This is a genomic window from Embleya sp. AB8 (genome assembly GCF_049739465.1).
Taxonomy (GTDB): domain Bacteria; phylum Actinomycetota; class Actinomycetes; order Streptomycetales; family Streptomycetaceae; genus Embleya.
This window is the reverse complement of record NZ_JBMHHY010000015.1, coordinates 224372-240811: the sequence shown is the minus strand read 5'-3', so window position 1 is coordinate 240811 and position 16440 is coordinate 224372. Positions and strand designations below refer to the sequence as shown.

The following is a 16440-nucleotide window of genomic DNA, read 5'->3' as shown; positions in this document are numbered from 1 at the left end:
TCACTGCTCGGTGGTGGATCGCGCGCCGGACGGGCCGTAGGAGGGCCCGTCCGGCGCGGCGGCGTCGGGCCCGCTCGGCGGTCCGTTCGGGGGTCCGCTCGGCCCGGTATCTTCGGTCCTCGTCCGTGATCTTGCGTCCACTCCGGCGCCGGAGACACGCGGAGGAGGCGTTCGATGGGTGAACCGGGGGCCGAGGACGGCGCGCGGATCGCCGCCGCGCGAGCCGGCGACGAGGCCGCGTTCACCGAATTCGTCGAGCGTTACCGGCGTGAGTTGCAGGTGCACTGCTACCGGATGCTCGGCTCGTTCGACGAGTCGGAGGACCTGGTACAGGAGACGTTCCTGCGCGCGTGGCACAAACGGGAGAGCTTCCAGGGCCGCTCCACCTTCCGGGCCTGGTTGTACCGCATCGCCACCAACGCGTGTCTCGACTTCCTCGACCGCAATCCCCGGCAACCGCTGCCGCTCGACGCGGCGCGGGCGGTCGAGCGCGACCCGACCTCGCCCGCCGAGATCTCCTGGCTCCAGCCCTACCCGGACCGGCTGTTGGAGCCGGACGCCGCCGCGGTGCGCAAGGAGACCATCGAACTGGCTTTCCTCGTCGCCATCCAGCATCTCGCGCCCAGGCAGCGGGCGGTGCTGATCCTGCGGGACGTGCTCGGGTGGTCGGCGAAGGAGACCGCCGCGCAACTCGACATGAGCGTGGCCGCGGTGAAGAGCGCGCTGCAACGGGCGCGGCCGATCCTGCGTACGCACCTGCCGCGACAGCGGCTGGAGTGGCCGTCGGCGGCGGCTTCGGCTTCGGCTTCGACTGCGCAGGAGCGGGCCCTGTTGCAGCGCTTCATGGCCGCGCACGAGCGGGTCGATCCGGCCGCCTTCGCGGAACTGCTCGGCGCGGACGTGCGGTTGACGATGCCGCCGCTCCCGTTCCGATTCCTCGGCCGCGAGGCGGTCGCGGCCTTCGCCGTACACGCCTTCGGGCCGGACTCGCCGCTGCATCGGGGGCAGTGGCGGAGCGTACCGGTCCGGGCGAACCTCGGGCCGGCGGTGGCCGGGTATTGCCGGCTGCCGGGGGATACCGTCCATCGGGCTCGGGTGCTCAACGTGCTCCGGATCGAGGACGGGCGGATCGCCGAGATCACCGCCTTCGAGCCGCGCGTGTTTCGGGCGTTCGGTCTTCCGCCGACTCTGGGCTGATGGGCCGGCCCGGACGGTCGGGCCGAGCGACCGAGAAGGTGGGCCGAGTGGGTGGACCGATTCCTTTTCGGGAGCTCCGCCGTCTCAACAGTCGTCGATCCCGGCAAGCGTGGTCGACGGCGACGAGGAGACGGACGAGATGACGAACGAGCTACGCGACGAGGTGATGGCGCTGCCGCAGGGCGATCTCGGCCTGCTGGACAGCGACGTGGCGCAGCGGCTGCTCGCCTCGAAGGAGTTGGCCCGGGTGGCGTATGTCGCGGCGGACGGGACACCGCGCGTGTTCCCGATGTTGTTCCACTGGACGGGTACGGAGGTCGTGTTCTCCACGTTCGGCGGCGCCAAGGTCGGCGCGCTGCGGGCCAGGCCCGACGTGGCCATCACCATCGATGCCGCCACCACCCCGCCGACGGTGCTGCTGATCCGCGGCCGGGCGTCGGTCACCGAGGTCGACGGGATCGTGCCGGAGTACGCGCTCGCGCAGCGCCGCTACGCCGGGGACGAGCAGGGTGCGGCCAATGTGGCGGAGGTCGACCACCCCGGCGTGCGGATGATCCGGATCGCGGTGCGCCCGCTCTGGGTCGGCGTCCTCGACTTCCTGACCCGGCTGCCCGGAGGCATCGGCATGGCGGAATTCGAGAACCGGGGACGAGTGTGAGGAGCATCGACGGCTGCGGGTGGACGGAGTGGGCGTCATGACTACATACGTGCTGATCCCGGGCGCTGCGTCCGATTCGTGGTACTGGCATCTGCTGACGGCCGAACTTCGGGCCCGCGGCCACGACGTGGTCGCGCCCGACCTGCCCTGCGAGGACGACTCGGCCGGCCTGTCCGAGTACGCCGACGTGGTGGTCGACGCCATCGGCGATCGCACCGATCTCGTCGTGGTCGCCGTGTCCTTCGGCGGGTTCACCGCGCCGCTGGTGTGTGTGCGGGTGCCGGTCGAACTGCTGGTGCTGGTAACGGCGATGGTCCCCACACCGGGTGAACCGCCCGGCGACTGGTTCGCCAATACCGGGTGGGTGCGGGACGAGCGGGACGAGCGGGACGACGACGTGGACGTGTTCCTCGACGGCGTCTCGCCCGAACTGGCCGCAGAGGCGACCAGGCGGGTCCGTCGCCAGTCCGAGACGCCGAGCACCGAGCCGTGGCCGCTGCACGCCTGGCCGGACGTACCGACGCGGTTCCTGCTCTGCCGCGACGACCGGTTCTTCCCCGCCGAGTTCATGCGCCGCGTCGTCCGCAAACGCCTGGGCATCGCCCCCGACGAAATCGACGGCGGCCACGCGGTCGCCCTCAGCCACCCGGGACAACTGGCCGACCGCCTGGAGGCATATCGAACGGCTCTGCCTCGGTCGCCACAGGCTTGACCCACGGGCTTCGGCTCCGCACCCGGTGGGGTGCGGAGCCGAGGAGGCCGACGGGGGTTCGGTCAGGCGGTGGCGGTCTTGGCGTTGGCCCGGTCGAGGGAACACGGTGCTCGGCCCCGCGCCCGGTGGAGGTGCGGGGTCGAAGAGGCCGAGGGGGCGGTCAGGCGGTGGCGGCGGTCTTGGTGCCAGCCCGCTGCAGGGCGCGGATGATCAGCCACTGGTCGAGGATGGCGCCGAAGGTGGCGAACAGGCCCATCACCACGCCCACGACCAGGTGTCCGGTCTGTGCGGCGAGTTCGAAGCCGATCAGGTGGATCAGCAGGCGCAGTCCGAACCGGATCGCCACCAGGCCGAGCGCGAGCATCCGGGTGTGGCTGTTGCGCATCATCGCCTTGAAGAACTTCATCCGGGCCCGCATCACGGTGAACGACACGGCGACGTTCACCACGACGATGGGGATCAGGTACACCCACAGCGCCGGGTAGCCCTGCGCAACGTCGCACCCGCCGACCGACACCCCCACCATCGCGAAGTACCAGGCGGGCAACCCCTTCGGCGCCTCGACCTCGGCGGTGGCGGCGGTGGTGGTGCTGGTGTTCTTCGCGAAGGCGATGGTGGCGGTGGCGATGCTCATGATCCCTGTGCTCCCCGTTTCGGCCGTTCCCCTGACACCCATCAGCCTGCCGCCCCACCCACCCCCACCAGGACGACCGACCGACGTACACCCCGTGTCCACCGAACGACGGACACGACCCCGACGGGCCCGCCGGCGGCATCCCGCGAGGCCCTGCCCCTGACTCGAAAGGGCGGGCCGTCTCGGACGCGACCCGGTGCCGAGCTCAGACCGGAAGCTGCCAGGACGGTCCGTCGGGACTCCCGATCCAGACGGTCTGCGTGAGATCGGCGGCCACGGTGAGGCCGAACTCGGATTGTCCCGCTCCCGATTTCCAGCACCCGGTCACCTTCCCGAATGCCGGCCACGTCCAGCATCCGCATCACCAACGACGGCAGTGTGGACGAGGATGTGGGATTGCCGACCATCGCTCCCTCGGCATCGGCGACATGCACGCCATCCACCTGGGTCACCCACGTCTCATCCGAGTAGACCAGCCGCAGCCACGCCTCCTCGCCCACCACCGCCCGCCGAACGGGCTCCCAGCGACTTCCGCTCGCCCGGAACACGGCACCGCCCAGGAAACATTCACGCGGAACGCCCTCAACCGCCGCGCGCCAGGCCGGATCGACGGCCAAGCCCTTTTTGCCGACCCGCTCGGCGAGAGCCAGGCGCAGGGCATCGGTTTCACCGGTCACCTTGGCCTCCGGGCTGAAGTTGGTCGGCCGGGCGACCGCACTCAAGCATTGAACCCGGTGCGTGATGGAGCGCACACTTAATGTACGGGGCGGGCTCGACTCGGACCGGTCGGCAAAGGAGGTACGCCCACGTGAGCGACGGCACCGATGAACCGCAGGCTCACGACCCGGAAGCGTGAACCCGCAGTGCGAAAGGGCCGATAAGGATCTTGGCCACGCACCGCGTCCCGAGGTCATCGCCGGCATGGCGAACGCCCCGTGTGCCTATGGCAGTTCGCAGATCGCTCGGACGGCACAACGCCCCATCGGCCGATGGTTGACGGGGCGCTGCAGCGGCGGTCACGCGCTCCTGTCGGGCGGAGGCTCGTGATTTGCATACGCGGGATCACCCCCGGCCTCGCGGATGCGCTCGGCTGGTCGGGCAGGGTTCGCGATGTATCCGCGCGGGGGCGGTAGTGGCTCCGCGCGCTTGCGTTTAGTGCAACAGGCCGACAGCTTGAACGAGGCCGGTCCACGCCTTCGACGTGAAGGCCAGCACGTCGGACTCCCCGTGCTTACTGTCAATCACTGCCGCACCTTGGATCGACGGCGCCACGGTGACGCAATTCTCGTCGCCCGAGAACGACGATTTGCGCCATGAGCCTGTAATAACGACAGCACTAGGCATTAGTTAGCCATTCCTCTCATCGCATCGGCGATAATTTCGATGGACTCTTTCGGAGACAGGGCATCGGCACTCAAGCTTTCAAATGCCCGTCGATACTTCCGGGCATCTTCCTGTTGCTCGAAGAATACTGCCCCGGGAAGGTTTTCGGTGTAGACGATATCGACTTCTTCGATCGCGGGGAACGAAAAGATCACGAACGCCCCGGTCATTCCCGCGTGAGCGCCCCGCTCGAACGGCAAGACTTGAATCTTTATTTGCGGTCGCTCGTGCAGCTCAAGAAGCCTGCCGAGCTGCTCATGCATTACGGCGGAGCCGCCTACGGGTGTCCTGATTGCGGCTTCGGACATGACGCACGACAGGGTCACCGTGCTGGTCTTGGCGAACAAGAGTCTTTGCCGTTCCTCGCGGACGCGAGTAAGCTCCGTCGCTCGCTCGTCCGTCGTGGCCAGCACTGACGCGGCCAAAACGGCCCGACTGTAGTCGGACGTTTGCAACAACCCGGGAATGTAGAACGCTTCGAACGTTCGGATTTCATGGGATTGCTGCTCGAGGCCGAGGTAGTCACCGTAGGCTTCGGTCACTTCTCCGTGCTTGCGCCACCATCCCTGAGTGCGCCCGTGGCGCGACAGCATGACCAGGGCCTCGATGGACTGTTCGTCGGTTACGCCGTAGTCCATCAGGAGGGCGCGAACGTCCCGTTGTCGGACGCCCGTTCGCCCAAGCTCGACTCTGCTGATGGTGGCTTTGTTGACGCCCAGTGCTTGCGCAGCCTGGTCAAGACTCCATCCGGCCGTTTCGCGCGCCTTCCTCAGCTCGCGGCCGAGTGTGCGTGCGCGAACGGTTGGCGACGCGTTGGCAGGCATCGCGGGCCCCTCCCTTGGCTGCTCACAGTGTCTCGCGATGCTCACCGTATCGGTAGCGCCGGAGCGGCCTTTGCCCGTTTAGCTGTTCGTATTGCACCTTGCCACACCGTCGCGCTACGGTCGCAGGAGTGGCCACATTGCGTGGCCCGTCATGATCATTCTGTGATCGTGGGAGGCGACAGCTTGTGTCAGTTACGCGTGCGCCGGCCCATTGGGCATGCGCGCCCCTGAAAACCTCCGTGCCGAACGCACGACACCAAGCGCGACGTGAGATTGAAAGCGCGGGCTTCGTCGCGCCCGACTCCGATGCGGCCTACTCCATCGAGTTGGCCGTCACAGAGCTGGTTACCAACGCGGTGCACGCCTTCGCGAACGCTGCTTCGGGACGGTCCGTGCGTCCGGCATCTCTCATCGACGTTTGCTTGCGATGGACGTCCGCGAGCGTCGTCGTCGAGGTGACCGACGAGCTTCCCGGTGTGCCGACCATGTGCCCAACGAGCGCGGATGACGAGTCGGGCCGGGGCCTTGCCCTGGTGGCGTTGCTTGGCACGTGGGGCGTTCGGCCCACCCCTGTCGGCAAAACGGTGTGGTGCGAAATCCCGTACGAAGCAAGGGGTGTGGCATGTTGACCGAGGCCATCGAGGTATATCGCACCCGTGGGCGGGCCGCATGGGTGGAGCGCGACCGGGGCGCCGCCACCGCGTTCGTAAGCGAGGCCGAAACGGTCCTCGCCGCCGTGGACGGCGTAGGCGAGGCCACCCGGGGCGACGTGGTTCGCGTCCTCGACGTTTTCTTGACCAACGGCATTGCTCACGGTGTGGGTGACGGCGTTTGGGCCATGGTCGGCGTATCCCGCAACCTCCGTGAACTGGTGGCGCAGGTGTCCGTCGAGAACCAGTGCGCGTGCCCGATCTCTACGTCCGGCGGCACGTACCACAACCGTGGTGCGGGCACGTTGCTTGCTCGCTACGGCGCGGGCCTCGCCCTGGTGGACAGGCTTGCCCCCTCGTGGGGGGCCGCGCACTACACCGCTGCGGAGCAACGGGAGTGCGACGTAAGCTTTTTCGGTTCCTCATGGGCCGATCATGTCGAGTCGCTTTTCCCGCGGCTGAACGTTACGGACGTGCACGCAACATGGCGATGGCCCGTATCGTCCCTCGGTTTCGGGTGCCGGATGGCCGAGCCCGGGGCGATCCCGCCCAACACCGGTGAATGGCCGGCACGTTGATCGCCGGCGTGCTCCGCAGCCGTTTCGGGGATGGGCGTAGGGGGTGGGGGCGACCTGGACAGCTGGCCCCACCCCCTGCGTGCCACCTTCAGACCAGAAAGGACACAGCTCAACGATGACAGATGATTCTGCCGGGATGGAAATCGGTCCGGTCTTGGCTTCCGGCCTTGAGCGCGTGCCGGATCGGCGGGTGCGACTGCCGATTCCGGACGCGAGGGTCGGCGGGGGCAAGTCGGCGGGTGCGTCGGGGACCTGGACGGCCGTCGGGGCTTCGGACGTGATGGTTTGCCTCGATCGGTCCGCCGTGGGTCGGTCCTCCATCGATACGACGCGGCGGGTTGCCGGGTGGGTGACCGATGCGCAGGTCAATCGGGCCGCCGCGTTTGTCGAGCGCTATCGGGACGCCTGGTGTCGGGACGATCGGACCGGGCGGGAGGGGGCGCTCATGGATGTGAACGGGGGCAGCGTGTACCTCCGGGGCATGGACGGCGTCGAATTCACGTGCCGGTTGCCGATGTTGGTGGTGGTGCGGTTGCCTCCGCCGTTTTTGTATCGGCGGGTGCGGTACGTGGGGATGGACGACTCGGCTTGTCGGCCGCCAGGGGACGTCATGGAGATGTGGGCCGTCACGAACGGCACCCTCGCGACCGTGCAACCGCGCACCGGCCCCGCGTGGTTCGCGCTGGTCGCCGATCTGGAACGCGACCTGCCGGCCGGACCTGTGGCTGCCTGGGCCGAACCGCCGTTCCACCCCGAGGAGGAGGCATGACCTCGGCCCCCTCCTCGATGGACGTGGCTTCGCGCGCCGTCGAATTCCCTTTCGGGCGCCGCGACTTCGTGCGCACGTTCCGCCTGAGTGGGAAACGCCTCGGCTCGGGGCGCGTCGTCGACGTGGACGTACGCAGGGGCAGGGTTACGGTGGAGATGCGTGACGGACGACGTGCCTCGTTTCCGCTGGCCCAGGTCGAGCCCGTGACTGCGGTCGCCGATTGACCCATCCACGGAGACTCCCGGTGCCGCCTGTGCCGGCGCGCCTGCCGGGGGTCTCCGAGCCGGTGCAGGCCACCCTCGGCGGCTTTGCTGTCGACATCGCCTGACGAATTCCGGCCCGGTGTCTTGGTTCGTCGTCAGCCGGTCACAGGTCCGGCTCCCAATGGGCGACCACGAGGTTGCCGCTCTCGACCGTCTCGATCGGGGCGGAGCTGAGGCACTTTTCGACGGTCATTGTTGCCGGGTCGCCGCCCGCCGCCCAGCTGTAGCCGAGGCGGTCGTGCGTGCCGTTGTCGTGGACGGTGAACCCGACGCGTTTGCCGACCAGTTGGGCTGGTTCGGCGCTGGTGATGATGCCCGTCGCGACGGCGACGGAACCACCGGACAGCAGGCAGTCGATCCGGCCCTCGGCCGTGACGTTCAGGGTCGCGGAATGATGCTCGAAGCGGAACGTGCCGTGCGCCTGGTCGGCCAGTCCGTGTGCGTCGAAGGTGAAGCGGATGTCGTCGCCGGTCTTGCGGAACAGCTTCGCCGAGCCGGTCAGTGCGGGTTCCGGCGCGCCGGGACGAGGCGTGCGTTCGGCGTCGGCGATGCCGACGGTGAGACCGAGGGCCGACAGTACGACGACGCCGATCGCGACGGTACGGATGCGAATGCGGATGCGGGGGAGGGAGCGGGTGAGCGTACGGGAGTTGCGGAAGTTCATGGCCTGGGCATCGGCAGCGCGCGTTGCGTCCTTGATGTCCGCCGCCGTCCACGTGGTCAGTGCATCGTTGCCGTGCAACCGGCGCAGGCGGTGACCAGGTTGCCGTCTTCGTCGTAGATGGTGATCGAGATCGGGGGGCCGCCGGTGGTGAAGGTCCACAGGTAGGCCACGCCGGGGAGGCCCGAGGGGCGATCGAGGCGCATTTGTTGGGCGCCTTTCGGGTCGCGGAGTTCGCCGCGTACGGCTGGCGCCGGGAGGCTTTGTCCGATCAGGATCGCCACCACCAACTGTTGGCCGGTGGGGGCGTATACGCCGGGGGCGAGGGCCACCGTGTCCAGGCGGCCCGGGGTCGGCAGGAAGCGGCACGTGGCCACGGTCGGGTCGGCCGCTGCGCCGCCGAGGCACCAGGACGAGCCGTGTTCCGGGCTCGCGTCCGCGATCCACACCGAACCGCCGAACCCGACGTCGGTACGCAGCTCGGGTGGTTGCTCGTCCTCGATCGGCCACAGCGGCGCGGGGTCCGGCGGCGCCGGCAGCCGCCCACGTCCGCTGCCGTGTCCCGGCGTGGCCAGCAACAGCCCACCGATCGCCGCGCCGGCCAGTACGCCCGACCCGATCAGCCGCCGCAACCGCCGTCGATAGGCCCGTCGGCGCGCCCGCCGCGCCAGGTCCGCCGGCACCGGCCGATACGGGAACACCGGCGCCTCGGGCACCTCTTCCGAACCCGAACCCGAGCCCGAACCCGAGCCCGAACCCGAGCCCGAACCCGCTGGCCGCACGGTGACGCTCATCGCCCCGACCCCGCGCCGTCACGCATGCCGCCACCATCCGTGCCGCTGCCACCCAAGCCCCCGCCGCCGCTCCGGCGAACCTCCGCCATCCCCCGCCGCCAAGCCCCCGCCACCGTTTCGATCGGCAGCCCGATCGCCTCGGCCGCGTCGTACTCGTCCAGGCGGGCGTACCACCGCAGCACCACCGCGGCCCGTTCCACCCGGCCAAGACGGTCCAGCGTCACGAACGGCTCGCCCGCCTCCCGGAGTTGGCCTCGATACCCCCGCGGTCCCGGTCGCCACGGGTCCAGATAGCCCGCCAGCAGCGCACGCCAGGCGGTCCGGACCGGGTCCTGGTCCGGTAACCGGTTCCAGGTCAGACACGTATGCGCGAGCGCCCGTTCCACCCGGCGTTCGGCCCGCCGGCGATCGCCGGTGAGCAGGTCGGCGGCGTGCAGGAGTCGGCTGCCCATCGTGTGGACGAAGAGGTCGAATTCGCGACTGTCGCGCTTGTGCACGGTGCCTCCCGCAGGTCGGCCGGGTGTCGTCGCCGCTCTCCCGGAAAGCTGCCCCACACCCGTTCGGGTAGTCGCGGGTCGCGACACATCGCCCCCTACCGATCCCGACCCGACCTGGATACCTACCCCGACCTGGATACCTACTCCGACTGCGATACCTACCCGAGCCGTGGGCCACCCGCGCCCCACCCCACCCCGACGCGACCCACCCCGAACCGACCCGATGGCAAACCCCCGTAGACACCAAGGAGAACCCCCCACACCCCCTGCGGAGTGGAATCGCCCGGTCGAGGCCCGGTGATCCCGGTCCGCGCAATATCCTCTCTGCACCACATCGGATCGACGAGCGAGCGGCGAGATGACACCGGATCAGGCCCCAGACGACCCCACCGGCTCTGCCGACCCGCTCTACGACCGGTTGCAGCACGAGGTCGCGCTGTTCGCGCGGCGCGCCGAGCAGACCCGGCTCGGCGCCGTCGGCGAACTGCGCAACTCCATGGACCGCGCCGCCTACCTGCTGCTCGGCCGGCTGGAGGCGGGCGGGCCGATGGGCGTCAAGGCGCTCGCGCAGGCCATGTCGATCGACTCCTCCACGGTCACCCGCCAGGTCACCCCGCTGGTCGAACAGGGCCTGGTGGACCGGGTGCCCAATCCCGACGACGGCCGCGCCGTCCTCCTCGAACTCTCCGCCGAGGGCCGGGATCGCCTGCACCAGGTCCGGCACGCCCGGCAGCGTCTGATGGCGGAGATCTGCGCGGGCTGGAGCCCGGACGACCGCGAGCGATTCACCGAACTGCTCACCCGGTTCAACGCGTCGATGGAGCGCCGGCAAAGCCGCAACCCGGCCGGCTCCTGAGCCGGTGAGCGGGCCCACCCACGGGCCCATCCACGGCCCCATCCACGGTTGGTGCGACACTCGGCATATGAGCAGCCCTGCCTCGGCCACGGTGACCCTGCACGACATCCGCATCGCCCGAAAGATGCTGGAAAGTGTCGTCCGCGAGACGCCGATGCGGCCATGTCGGGCGCTGACCGACCGGGTCGGCACCCCCGTGTACCTCAAGTGCGAGAACCTCCAGCGCACCGGGTCGTTCAAGATCCGCGGCGCCTACGTGCGGATCGCGGGCCTGTCCGAGGCCGAGCGGGCCCGCGGCGTGGTCGCGGCCAGCGCCGGGAACCACGCGCAGGGTGTCGCGCTCGCGGCCCGCACCCTGGGCGTGGCGTCCACGGTGTTCATGCCGGCCGGCGCGCCGCTGCCCAAGGTGGCCGCGACCCGCTCGTACGGCGCCGAGGTGATCCTCGGCGGGGACAACGTCGAACACGCGCTGGCCGCCGCACGCGCCTACGCCGACGAGACCGGCGCGGTGTTCATCCACCCGTTCGACCACCGCGACGTGGTGGCCGGCCAGGGCACCGTGGGCCTGGAGATCCTGGAGCAGTGCCCGGAGGTCAAGACCATCCTGGTGGGCACCGGCGGCGGTGGTCTGCTGGCCGGAATCTCCGTCGCGGTCAAGGCACTTCGCCCCGACGTCAAGGTCATCGGCGTACAGGCCGCGTCCGCCGCCGCCTACCCGCCCTCGCTCGCCGCCGGCGCGCCGGTGTCGTTGCCCTCGTTCGGCACGATGGCCGACGGGATCGCGGTCGGTCGGCCGGGCGAGGTCCCGTTCGCGCTGATCCGCGAGCAGGCCGACGGGATCCGTACGGTCGGCGAGGAGTCGTTGTCCCAGGCGTTGTTGTTGTGCATGGAGCGGGCCAAGCTGGTCGTCGAACCGGCCGGTGCCGCGTCGGTGGCGGCGCTGCTCGAGGTCGGCGAGCCGATCGAGGGCCCGGTGGTGGCGGTGCTCTCCGGCGGAAACGTCGATCCGCTGCTGATGTTGCGGGTGTTGCGGCACGGCCTGGCCTCGGCCGGTCGCTATCTCTCCCTGCGGGTCCGGATCCCGGACAGCCCCGGCGCCCTGGCCACGCTGCTCGGCCGACTCGCCGAGACCGACGCCAACATCGCCGCGGTGTCGCACGTACGCACCGACGCGACGCTGCGGGTCGGCGAGGCGGACGTGGACCTGCAGTTGGAGACCAAGGGCCGCAGCCACTGCGCGGCGGTGGTCGAGGCGCTGTACGGCGCGGGGTACACGGTCAGCAAGAGCTGAGCACGGCGCCGCCGGGGCCCGCCCGCGCCCCGGTGTCGGTGCCGTGTGCTTGGCTCGTTGTACAGCCATGCCCGCCCACGCGGTGAAAAGCGGTCGCTCGCCCGGCGTGTTCTGGCGCATGGTGGAGAGATCCGAATCGATCGGCCCGTCCCCCCTGCCCCACCCGCACGAGGAGTGATCCACCGACATGCAGGAAGCGATCGTCGCCGAAGGTCTCGTCAAGACCTTCGGCTCGGTCCGAGCGCTCGACGGCGTGGACGTGAGTGTGCCCACCGGCACCGTCCTGGGCCTGCTCGGACCGAACGGCGCAGGCAAGACGACATGTGTGCGCGTACTGACCACGCTGCTCAAGCCCGACTCCGGGCGAGCCGTGGTGGCCGGTCACGACGTGCTCAAGAACCCCAACGCGGTCCGCCGCTCGATCGGCCTGTCCGGCCAGTTCGCCGCCGTGGACGAATACCTGACGGGCCGGGAGAATCTCCGGATGGTCGGCGAGCTGTACCAGCTCAGCGGCCGCGACGCCAAGCGGCGGGCCGACGAACTGCTCGTCCAGTTCGACCTGGCCGACGCGGGCGACCGGCCCGCCAAGACCTACTCGGGTGGCATGCGCCGCCGGCTCGACCTGGCGGCGGCGCTCGTGGTCAGCCCGCCGGTGATGTTCATGGACGAGCCGACCACCGGCCTGGACCCGCGCAACCGGATGGCGCTGTGGCGGGTGATCGAGGAACTGGTCGCGGGTGGCACCACATTGCTGCTGACCACGCAGTATCTGGAGGAGGCCGACCACCTCGCGCACGACATCGCGGTGGTCGACCACGGCAAGGTGATCGCGCGCGGCACCGCCGATCAGCTCAAGGCCAGGGTCGGCGGCGAGCGGGTCGAGGTGGTCGTGCACGACGAGGAACGACTGGCCGACGCGAGCGAGTTGCTCACCGGGTTCGGCAAGGGCGAGTTGGGCGTGGTCAAGCTCCAGCGCCGGATCACCGTCCCGGTCACCGGCGGGGCCAAGCTGCTTGCCGAGATCATCCGCGAACTGGACTCGCGCGGCATCGAGATCGACGACATCGGGCTGCGCCGGCCCACCCTGGACGACGTGTTCATCGCACTCACCGGGCACGCCGCGGAGACCGAGATCGGCACCGGCGACAACGCCGACGCCGACGCCGACGAGGACAACGACCACGAAGACTCGAAGAGCGACGGCGCCAAGCGGGGCCGCGGCAAGGCGGTGAAGAAGTGACGGCCGTCCTGAGCAAACCCCCGATCGGCGCGCCCGTGGCCCGCAGCGGCCTGGCCCAGTCGGTGCGCGACTCGATCGTGATCACCCGGCGCAACCTGATCCGGATGATGCGCATCCCGGAGATGATCATCTTCGGGATGATCCAGCCGGTGATGTTCGTGCTGATGTTCGCGTACGTCTTCGGCGGCGCGATCGGCATCCCCGGCGTCGAGGACAAGACCGCGTATCGCGACTACGTGATGGCGGGCATCTTCGCGCAGACTGTCACCTTCGCCACGGCCGGCGCCGGCGCGGGCATCGCCGAGGACATGCACAAGGGCCTGATGGACCGGTTCCGCTCGCTGCCGATGTCGCGCGGCGCGGTGCTCACCGGGCGCACCATCGCCGACGCCGTGCAGACCGCGCTGACCATGGTGGTCATGGTGATCTGCGCGCTGATCGTCGGCTGGCGGATGCACGACGGAGTGCTCAAGGGGCTCGCCGGGCTCGCGCTGCTGCTGCTCCTGGGCTACGCGTTCTCCTGGATCGGCGCGCTGATCGGCTTGTCCGTACGCAGCCCGGAGGCGGCCACCTCGGGCGGGCTGATCTGGCTCTTCCCGCTGTCGTTCCTGTCCATCGCGTTCGCGCCGCCGACCACGCTGCCCTCGTTCCTCCAGCACATCGCCTACTGGAACCCGTTCAGCGCGACCGTGCAGGCGGCCCGCAAGTTGTTCGGCACGCCCGGCGCCGACGAGGTGTCGAACGCGTGGCCGATGCAACATCCGGTGCTCGCCTCGCTGCTGTGGTCGCTGCTGATCATCGTGGTCTTCCGGACCTGGGCGGTGCGCAAGTACCGCTCCGCGGTCTCCTGACCGCACCCGCCACCCGAAAAACACCACCGCACATGCGAGCGGCCCGGCCCCCACACGGGGAGCCGGGCCGGGTCGCGTCGGGGCTCAGCCCTTGTAGGGCTTGGCGTTCACGACCTCGACACTGGTGCTCTTGCCATTGGGCAGCGCGAAGGTGGCCTGGTGGCCGACCATCTTGCCGTTGATCGCCTTGCCCAGCGGGGACTGCGGCGAGTAGACCTCGATGTCGGTCACGGCGTCCTCGCGCGAACCGAGCAGGAAGGTGGTCGGGTCGTCCTGGTCGCCGTTGAAGACGACGGTCACGACCATGCCGGGCTCGACCACGCCGTCGTCCGCGGGGGCCTCGCCCACCTTGGCGTTCTGGAGCAGGCCGATGAGCTGGCGAATCCGCAGCTCCTGCTTGCCCTGCTCCTCCTTGGCCGCGTGGTAGCCCGCGTTCTCCTTGAGGTCGCCTTCCTGGCGGGCCTCTTCGATCTTCACGGCGATTTCGGCACGGGCGGGACCCGACAGGTGTTCCAGCTCGGCCTTGAGCCGGTCGTACGCCTCCTGGGTGAGCCAGGTGACGCTTTCGCTGGTCTGGGTCACGGGGTGCTCCTCGTAGGTCTGCGACAGGGGTTGCGTACACGGTGCGTACTGCGTACGAAAGGGGTACACGCGATCCCGCCGGCCGCCGCTCGGGGATCGGACGGTACGGGGGGTCACATATACCAGCGCCCCCTCACCGTCCGCGGTGTGAACACCTCGGGTCGTGAGGGGACGAAGCTTCGAGAGTAACAATCTCCCGACGTCTCGGGCAGTCACGCGCACCCGGGTGACGCGGGACACCGAACGGACCGGCGCACCGGCCCCGTCGGTCAACCGACGGAGTGGCAGTCCTCCAGTTCGGCGGTGTTCGGTTTGCCCGCCGTCTGGAGCGTCTCGGTCCGGTCGATGTGCTTGTCGCCCTTGGCGAACCGCAGTTCGCGGCGGCCCACCTCGGAGCCGTCCTTGTCGCGCGAACGCAACACGCAGACGGCCTCCTTGTCGGCGTCCTTGTGGATCTCGACCTCGGCCTCCACCGAGGAATCCGAGGTGACCCGAAAGCTCGGAATAGACCCGCGCACGCCGGGGTTCGCCCCATGGAGGCCGATCCACACCGTCCCGGCCACGAGCACGACCATGAAGACGGCGAACGCGATCTGCAGCTTCTTGCGATCGCTTCGGGTGGCGCCCTTGCCGTAACGGGTGACGGGCGTTGCGCTCACCGGGTCTCCTGGGGTCTCCTGCGGGAGCGCCCGGGTTTGCGTCCGGGCGAGATCTATCGGCCACTATATGTCCGGTGCAAGAGCGGCCTTCGACAGGTCCCGGCGGTCCGACCCGGCGGCTGGGACACGGGGCACGAAAGAGGAGCGACGTTCCGGTGAGTGACGATCGGCTGAGGCTGATGGCGGTGCACGCGCACCCCGACGACGAGTCGAGCAAGGGCGCGGCCACCATGGCGCGCTATGTCGCCGAGGGGGCCGAGGTCCTCGTGGCGACCTGCACCGGCGGCGAACGCGGCTCGGTGCTCAACCCCGCTCTCCAGGGCGACCCGGAGATCGAGGCGAACATCCACGAGGTGCGCCGCAAGGAGATGGACGCGGCGCGCGAGATTCTCGGCGTGCAACAGGCGTGGCTGGGCTGGGAGGACTCGGGGCTGCCCGAGGGCGATCCGCTGCCGCCGCTGCCGGACGGCTGCTTCGCGGTGCTGGACGTGGACAAGGCGGCCGAGCCGCTGGTGCGGCTGATCCGGGAATTCCGCCCGCACGTGATCACCACGTACGACGAGAACGGCGGCTATCCGCACCCGGACCACATCCAGACGCACAAGATCACCATGGTCGCGTTCGACGCGGCGGGTGACCCGGACGCGTATCCGGGCGCGGGCGAGCCGTGGCAGCCGCTGAAGTTGTACTACAACCAGGGCATCTCGCGGTCGCGCATCGAGGCATTGCACGAGGGCATGCTGGCTCGCGAGTTGGAGTCGCCGTACGGCGAATGGCTGGAGCGCTGGGGCGACCGCGAGGAGCGGAGCATCACCACACGCGTCCCGTGCGCCGACTGGTTCGAGACGCGGGACCGCGCGCTGATCGCGCATGCGACGCAGGTGGATCCGGACGGGTTCTGGTTCAAGGTGCCGCTGGCCGTACAACGTGAGGTGTGGCCCACGGAGGACTACGAGCTGGTGCGGTCGCTGGTGGACACCGATCTGCCGGAGGACGACCTGTTCGCGGGCGTGCGGGTCGGCGTGCGCCGGTAGGGGGTTTGGCCTCATGCGCCGGCCGGCCGGGCTGGATCGGCTCGGCCGGCGCGTTGTCGGCCTGCGCGTTGTCGGCCTGCGCCGGGTTGGCGGGCGCGGCCTGGCGGCCGACGCCGTCCTCAAGCGCCGGACGGGCTACTTGGCCTCAAACGCCGGCCGGGCTGGATTTTGCTCGGCTCGGTGCTGGTGGCTTGGCGTGCGGGGCTTGGCAAGCTGCCTGTCTTCGAGCGCCGGCCGGGGTGGACTTCGCTCGGCCACCGGCGTCTGTCGCCTCCCCAGCGCTTCGCCAGCGCCTCCCCAGTGCCGT

The 16440-nt window shown here is 69.6% G+C and carries 20 protein-coding genes; 12 read left to right on the top strand and 8 right to left on the bottom strand.

Annotated features, from left to right (window positions below; all coding sequences use genetic code 11):
• Nucleotides 1-174 precede the first annotated feature (174 nt).
• The 3 genes from ABIA38_RS23705 to ABIA38_RS23695 all read left to right on the top strand — a co-directional run bounded on the left by ABIA38_RS23705 (nt 175) and on the right by ABIA38_RS23695 (nt 2567).
• Nucleotides 175-1197 (top strand): RNA polymerase subunit sigma-70, encoded by a 1023-nt coding sequence (locus ABIA38_RS23705; protein ID WP_424640786.1) that lies wholly within the window; start codon nt 175-177, stop codon nt 1195-1197.
• 139 nt (nt 1198-1336) lie between these two features.
• Entirely contained in the window at nt 1337-1855 is a 519-nt protein-coding gene (locus tag ABIA38_RS23700) for a pyridoxamine 5'-phosphate oxidase family protein (RefSeq protein ID WP_424640785.1), read from the top strand.
• A 37-nt stretch (nt 1856-1892) separates the two neighbouring features.
• Entirely contained in the window at nt 1893-2567 is a 675-nt protein-coding gene (locus tag ABIA38_RS23695; RefSeq protein WP_424640784.1) for an alpha/beta hydrolase, read from the top strand.
• 160 nt (nt 2568-2727) lie between these two features.
• On the opposite strand, the gene ABIA38_RS23690 is transcribed toward ABIA38_RS23695, so the two are convergent.
• From ABIA38_RS23690 to ABIA38_RS23680, 3 genes are all read right to left on the bottom strand, one after another.
• Nucleotides 2728-3201 (bottom strand): hypothetical protein, encoded by a 474-nt coding sequence (locus ABIA38_RS23690; RefSeq protein ID WP_424640783.1) that lies wholly within the window; start codon nt 3199-3201, stop codon nt 2728-2730.
• Between the two features lie 1152 nt (nt 3202-4353).
• Nucleotides 4354-4545: a DUF397 domain-containing protein gene (locus tag ABIA38_RS23685; RefSeq protein ID WP_424640782.1), complete on the bottom strand. Its 192-nt coding sequence runs from the start codon at nt 4543-4545 to the stop codon at nt 4354-4356.
• The gene (locus ABIA38_RS23680; RefSeq protein ID WP_424640781.1) at nt 4545-5408 is read right to left on the bottom strand and encodes a helix-turn-helix domain-containing protein; all 864 of its coding nucleotides are present in this window, start codon (nt 5406-5408) and stop codon (nt 4545-4547) included. The genes ABIA38_RS23685 and ABIA38_RS23680 overlap by 1 nt, the downstream gene beginning before the upstream one ends.
• A 185-nt stretch (nt 5409-5593) precedes the next feature.
• Here ABIA38_RS23680 and ABIA38_RS23675 point away from each other — a divergent pair, with 185 nt between their 5' ends.
• The 4 genes from ABIA38_RS23675 to ABIA38_RS23660 all read left to right on the top strand — a co-directional run bounded on the left by ABIA38_RS23675 (nt 5594) and on the right by ABIA38_RS23660 (nt 7629).
• A complete protein-coding gene (locus ABIA38_RS23675; protein ID WP_424640780.1) occupies nt 5594-6037 on the top strand; it encodes an ATP-binding protein in 444 nt (147 codons plus the stop codon).
• Nucleotides 6031-6636: a hypothetical protein gene (locus ABIA38_RS23670; RefSeq protein WP_424640779.1), complete on the top strand. Its 606-nt coding sequence runs from the start codon at nt 6031-6033 to the stop codon at nt 6634-6636. The genes ABIA38_RS23675 and ABIA38_RS23670 overlap by 7 nt, the downstream gene beginning before the upstream one ends.
• Before the next feature lie 445 nt (nt 6637-7081).
• The gene (locus tag ABIA38_RS23665; RefSeq protein ID WP_424640778.1) at nt 7082-7405 is read left to right on the top strand and encodes a hypothetical protein; all 324 of its coding nucleotides are present in this window, start codon (nt 7082-7084) and stop codon (nt 7403-7405) included.
• The gene (locus ABIA38_RS23660; protein WP_424640777.1) at nt 7402-7629 is read left to right on the top strand and encodes a hypothetical protein; all 228 of its coding nucleotides are present in this window, start codon (nt 7402-7404) and stop codon (nt 7627-7629) included. Before ABIA38_RS23665 ends, ABIA38_RS23660 begins: the two co-directional genes overlap by 4 nt.
• A 142-nt stretch (nt 7630-7771) precedes the next feature.
• On the opposite strand, the gene ABIA38_RS23655 is transcribed toward ABIA38_RS23660, so the two are convergent.
• The 3 genes from ABIA38_RS23655 to ABIA38_RS23645 are packed head-to-tail and all read right to left on the bottom strand — an operon-like array spanning nt 7772 to nt 9620.
• Nucleotides 7772-8410: a hypothetical protein gene (locus ABIA38_RS23655; protein ID WP_424640776.1), complete on the bottom strand. Its 639-nt coding sequence runs from the start codon at nt 8408-8410 to the stop codon at nt 7772-7774.
• Complete coding sequence (locus ABIA38_RS23650; protein ID WP_424640775.1) at nt 8389-9123, bottom strand: hypothetical protein; 735 nt, start codon at nt 9121-9123, stop codon at nt 8389-8391. Before ABIA38_RS23650 ends, ABIA38_RS23655 begins: the two co-directional genes overlap by 22 nt.
• Nucleotides 9120-9620 (bottom strand): RNA polymerase subunit sigma-70, encoded by a 501-nt coding sequence (locus tag ABIA38_RS23645; protein WP_424640774.1) that lies wholly within the window; start codon nt 9618-9620, stop codon nt 9120-9122. The genes ABIA38_RS23650 and ABIA38_RS23645 overlap by 4 nt, the downstream gene beginning before the upstream one ends.
• 358 nt (nt 9621-9978) lie before the next feature.
• Here ABIA38_RS23645 and ABIA38_RS23640 point away from each other — a divergent pair, with 358 nt between their 5' ends.
• From ABIA38_RS23640 to ABIA38_RS23625, 4 genes are all read left to right on the top strand, one after another.
• Complete coding sequence (locus tag ABIA38_RS23640; RefSeq protein ID WP_424640773.1) at nt 9979-10476, top strand: MarR family winged helix-turn-helix transcriptional regulator; 498 nt, start codon at nt 9979-9981, stop codon at nt 10474-10476.
• A 67-nt stretch (nt 10477-10543) separates the two neighbouring features.
• Complete coding sequence (ilvA, locus tag ABIA38_RS23635) at nt 10544-11767, top strand: threonine ammonia-lyase (RefSeq protein WP_424640772.1); 1224 nt, start codon at nt 10544-10546, stop codon at nt 11765-11767.
• Between the two features lie 187 nt (nt 11768-11954).
• Nucleotides 11955-13007, top strand: a complete 1053-nt coding sequence (locus ABIA38_RS23630; RefSeq protein WP_424640771.1) for an ATP-binding cassette domain-containing protein — start codon at nt 11955-11957, stop codon at nt 13005-13007.
• Nucleotides 13004-13858 (top strand): ABC transporter permease, encoded by an 855-nt coding sequence (locus ABIA38_RS23625; protein ID WP_424640770.1) that lies wholly within the window; start codon nt 13004-13006, stop codon nt 13856-13858. Before ABIA38_RS23630 ends, ABIA38_RS23625 begins: the two co-directional genes overlap by 4 nt.
• 84 nt (nt 13859-13942) lie before the next feature.
• Here the strand turns inward: ABIA38_RS23625 and greA are convergent, their stop codons facing one another.
• Both greA and ABIA38_RS23615 read right to left on the bottom strand, forming a co-directional pair.
• Nucleotides 13943-14440 carry a transcription elongation factor GreA gene (gene greA / locus ABIA38_RS23620; RefSeq protein ID WP_424640769.1) on the bottom strand — a complete coding sequence of 166 codons (498 nt, stop codon included), beginning with the start codon at nt 14438-14440 and terminating at the stop codon, nt 13943-13945.
• Between the two features lie 269 nt (nt 14441-14709).
• Nucleotides 14710-15099: a DUF4307 domain-containing protein gene (locus ABIA38_RS23615; RefSeq protein WP_424640768.1), complete on the bottom strand. Its 390-nt coding sequence runs from the start codon at nt 15097-15099 to the stop codon at nt 14710-14712.
• A 179-nt stretch (nt 15100-15278) separates the two neighbouring features.
• Between ABIA38_RS23615 and mca the strand changes: the two genes are divergently transcribed.
• Entirely contained in the window at nt 15279-16133 is an 855-nt protein-coding gene (gene mca, locus ABIA38_RS23610; RefSeq protein ID WP_424640834.1) for a mycothiol conjugate amidase Mca, read from the top strand.
• Nucleotides 16134-16440: the final 307 nt, after the last annotated feature.

Coding starts and splice junctions, on each gene's coding strand:
- ABIA38_RS23685 (WP_424640782.1), bottom strand. CDS start 4,545: ATGCCTAGTGCTGTCGTTATTACAGGCTCATGGCGCAAATCGTCGTTC.
- mca (WP_424640834.1), top strand. CDS start 15,279: ATGGCGGTGCACGCGCACCCCGACGACGAGTCGAGCAAGGGCGCGGCC.
- ilvA (WP_424640772.1), top strand. CDS start 10,544: ATGAGCAGCCCTGCCTCGGCCACGGTGACCCTGCACGACATCCGCATC.
- ABIA38_RS23670 (WP_424640779.1), top strand. CDS start 6,031: ATGTTGACCGAGGCCATCGAGGTATATCGCACCCGTGGGCGGGCCGCA.
- ABIA38_RS23640 (WP_424640773.1), top strand. CDS start 9,979: ATGACACCGGATCAGGCCCCAGACGACCCCACCGGCTCTGCCGACCCG.
- ABIA38_RS23630 (WP_424640771.1), top strand. CDS start 11,955: ATGCAGGAAGCGATCGTCGCCGAAGGTCTCGTCAAGACCTTCGGCTCG.
- ABIA38_RS23700 (WP_424640785.1), top strand. CDS start 1,337: ATGACGAACGAGCTACGCGACGAGGTGATGGCGCTGCCGCAGGGCGAT.
- ABIA38_RS23660 (WP_424640777.1), top strand. CDS start 7,402: ATGACCTCGGCCCCCTCCTCGATGGACGTGGCTTCGCGCGCCGTCGAA.
- ABIA38_RS23680 (WP_424640781.1), bottom strand. CDS start 5,408: ATGCCTGCCAACGCGTCGCCAACCGTTCGCGCACGCACACTCGGCCGC.
- ABIA38_RS23690 (WP_424640783.1), bottom strand. CDS start 3,201: ATGAGCATCGCCACCGCCACCATCGCCTTCGCGAAGAACACCAGCACC.
- ABIA38_RS23705 (WP_424640786.1), top strand. CDS start 175: ATGGGTGAACCGGGGGCCGAGGACGGCGCGCGGATCGCCGCCGCGCGA.
- ABIA38_RS23665 (WP_424640778.1), top strand. CDS start 7,082: ATGGATGTGAACGGGGGCAGCGTGTACCTCCGGGGCATGGACGGCGTC.
- ABIA38_RS23650 (WP_424640775.1), bottom strand. CDS start 9,123: ATGAGCGTCACCGTGCGGCCAGCGGGTTCGGGCTCGGGTTCGGGCTCG.
- ABIA38_RS23695 (WP_424640784.1), top strand. CDS start 1,893: ATGACTACATACGTGCTGATCCCGGGCGCTGCGTCCGATTCGTGGTAC.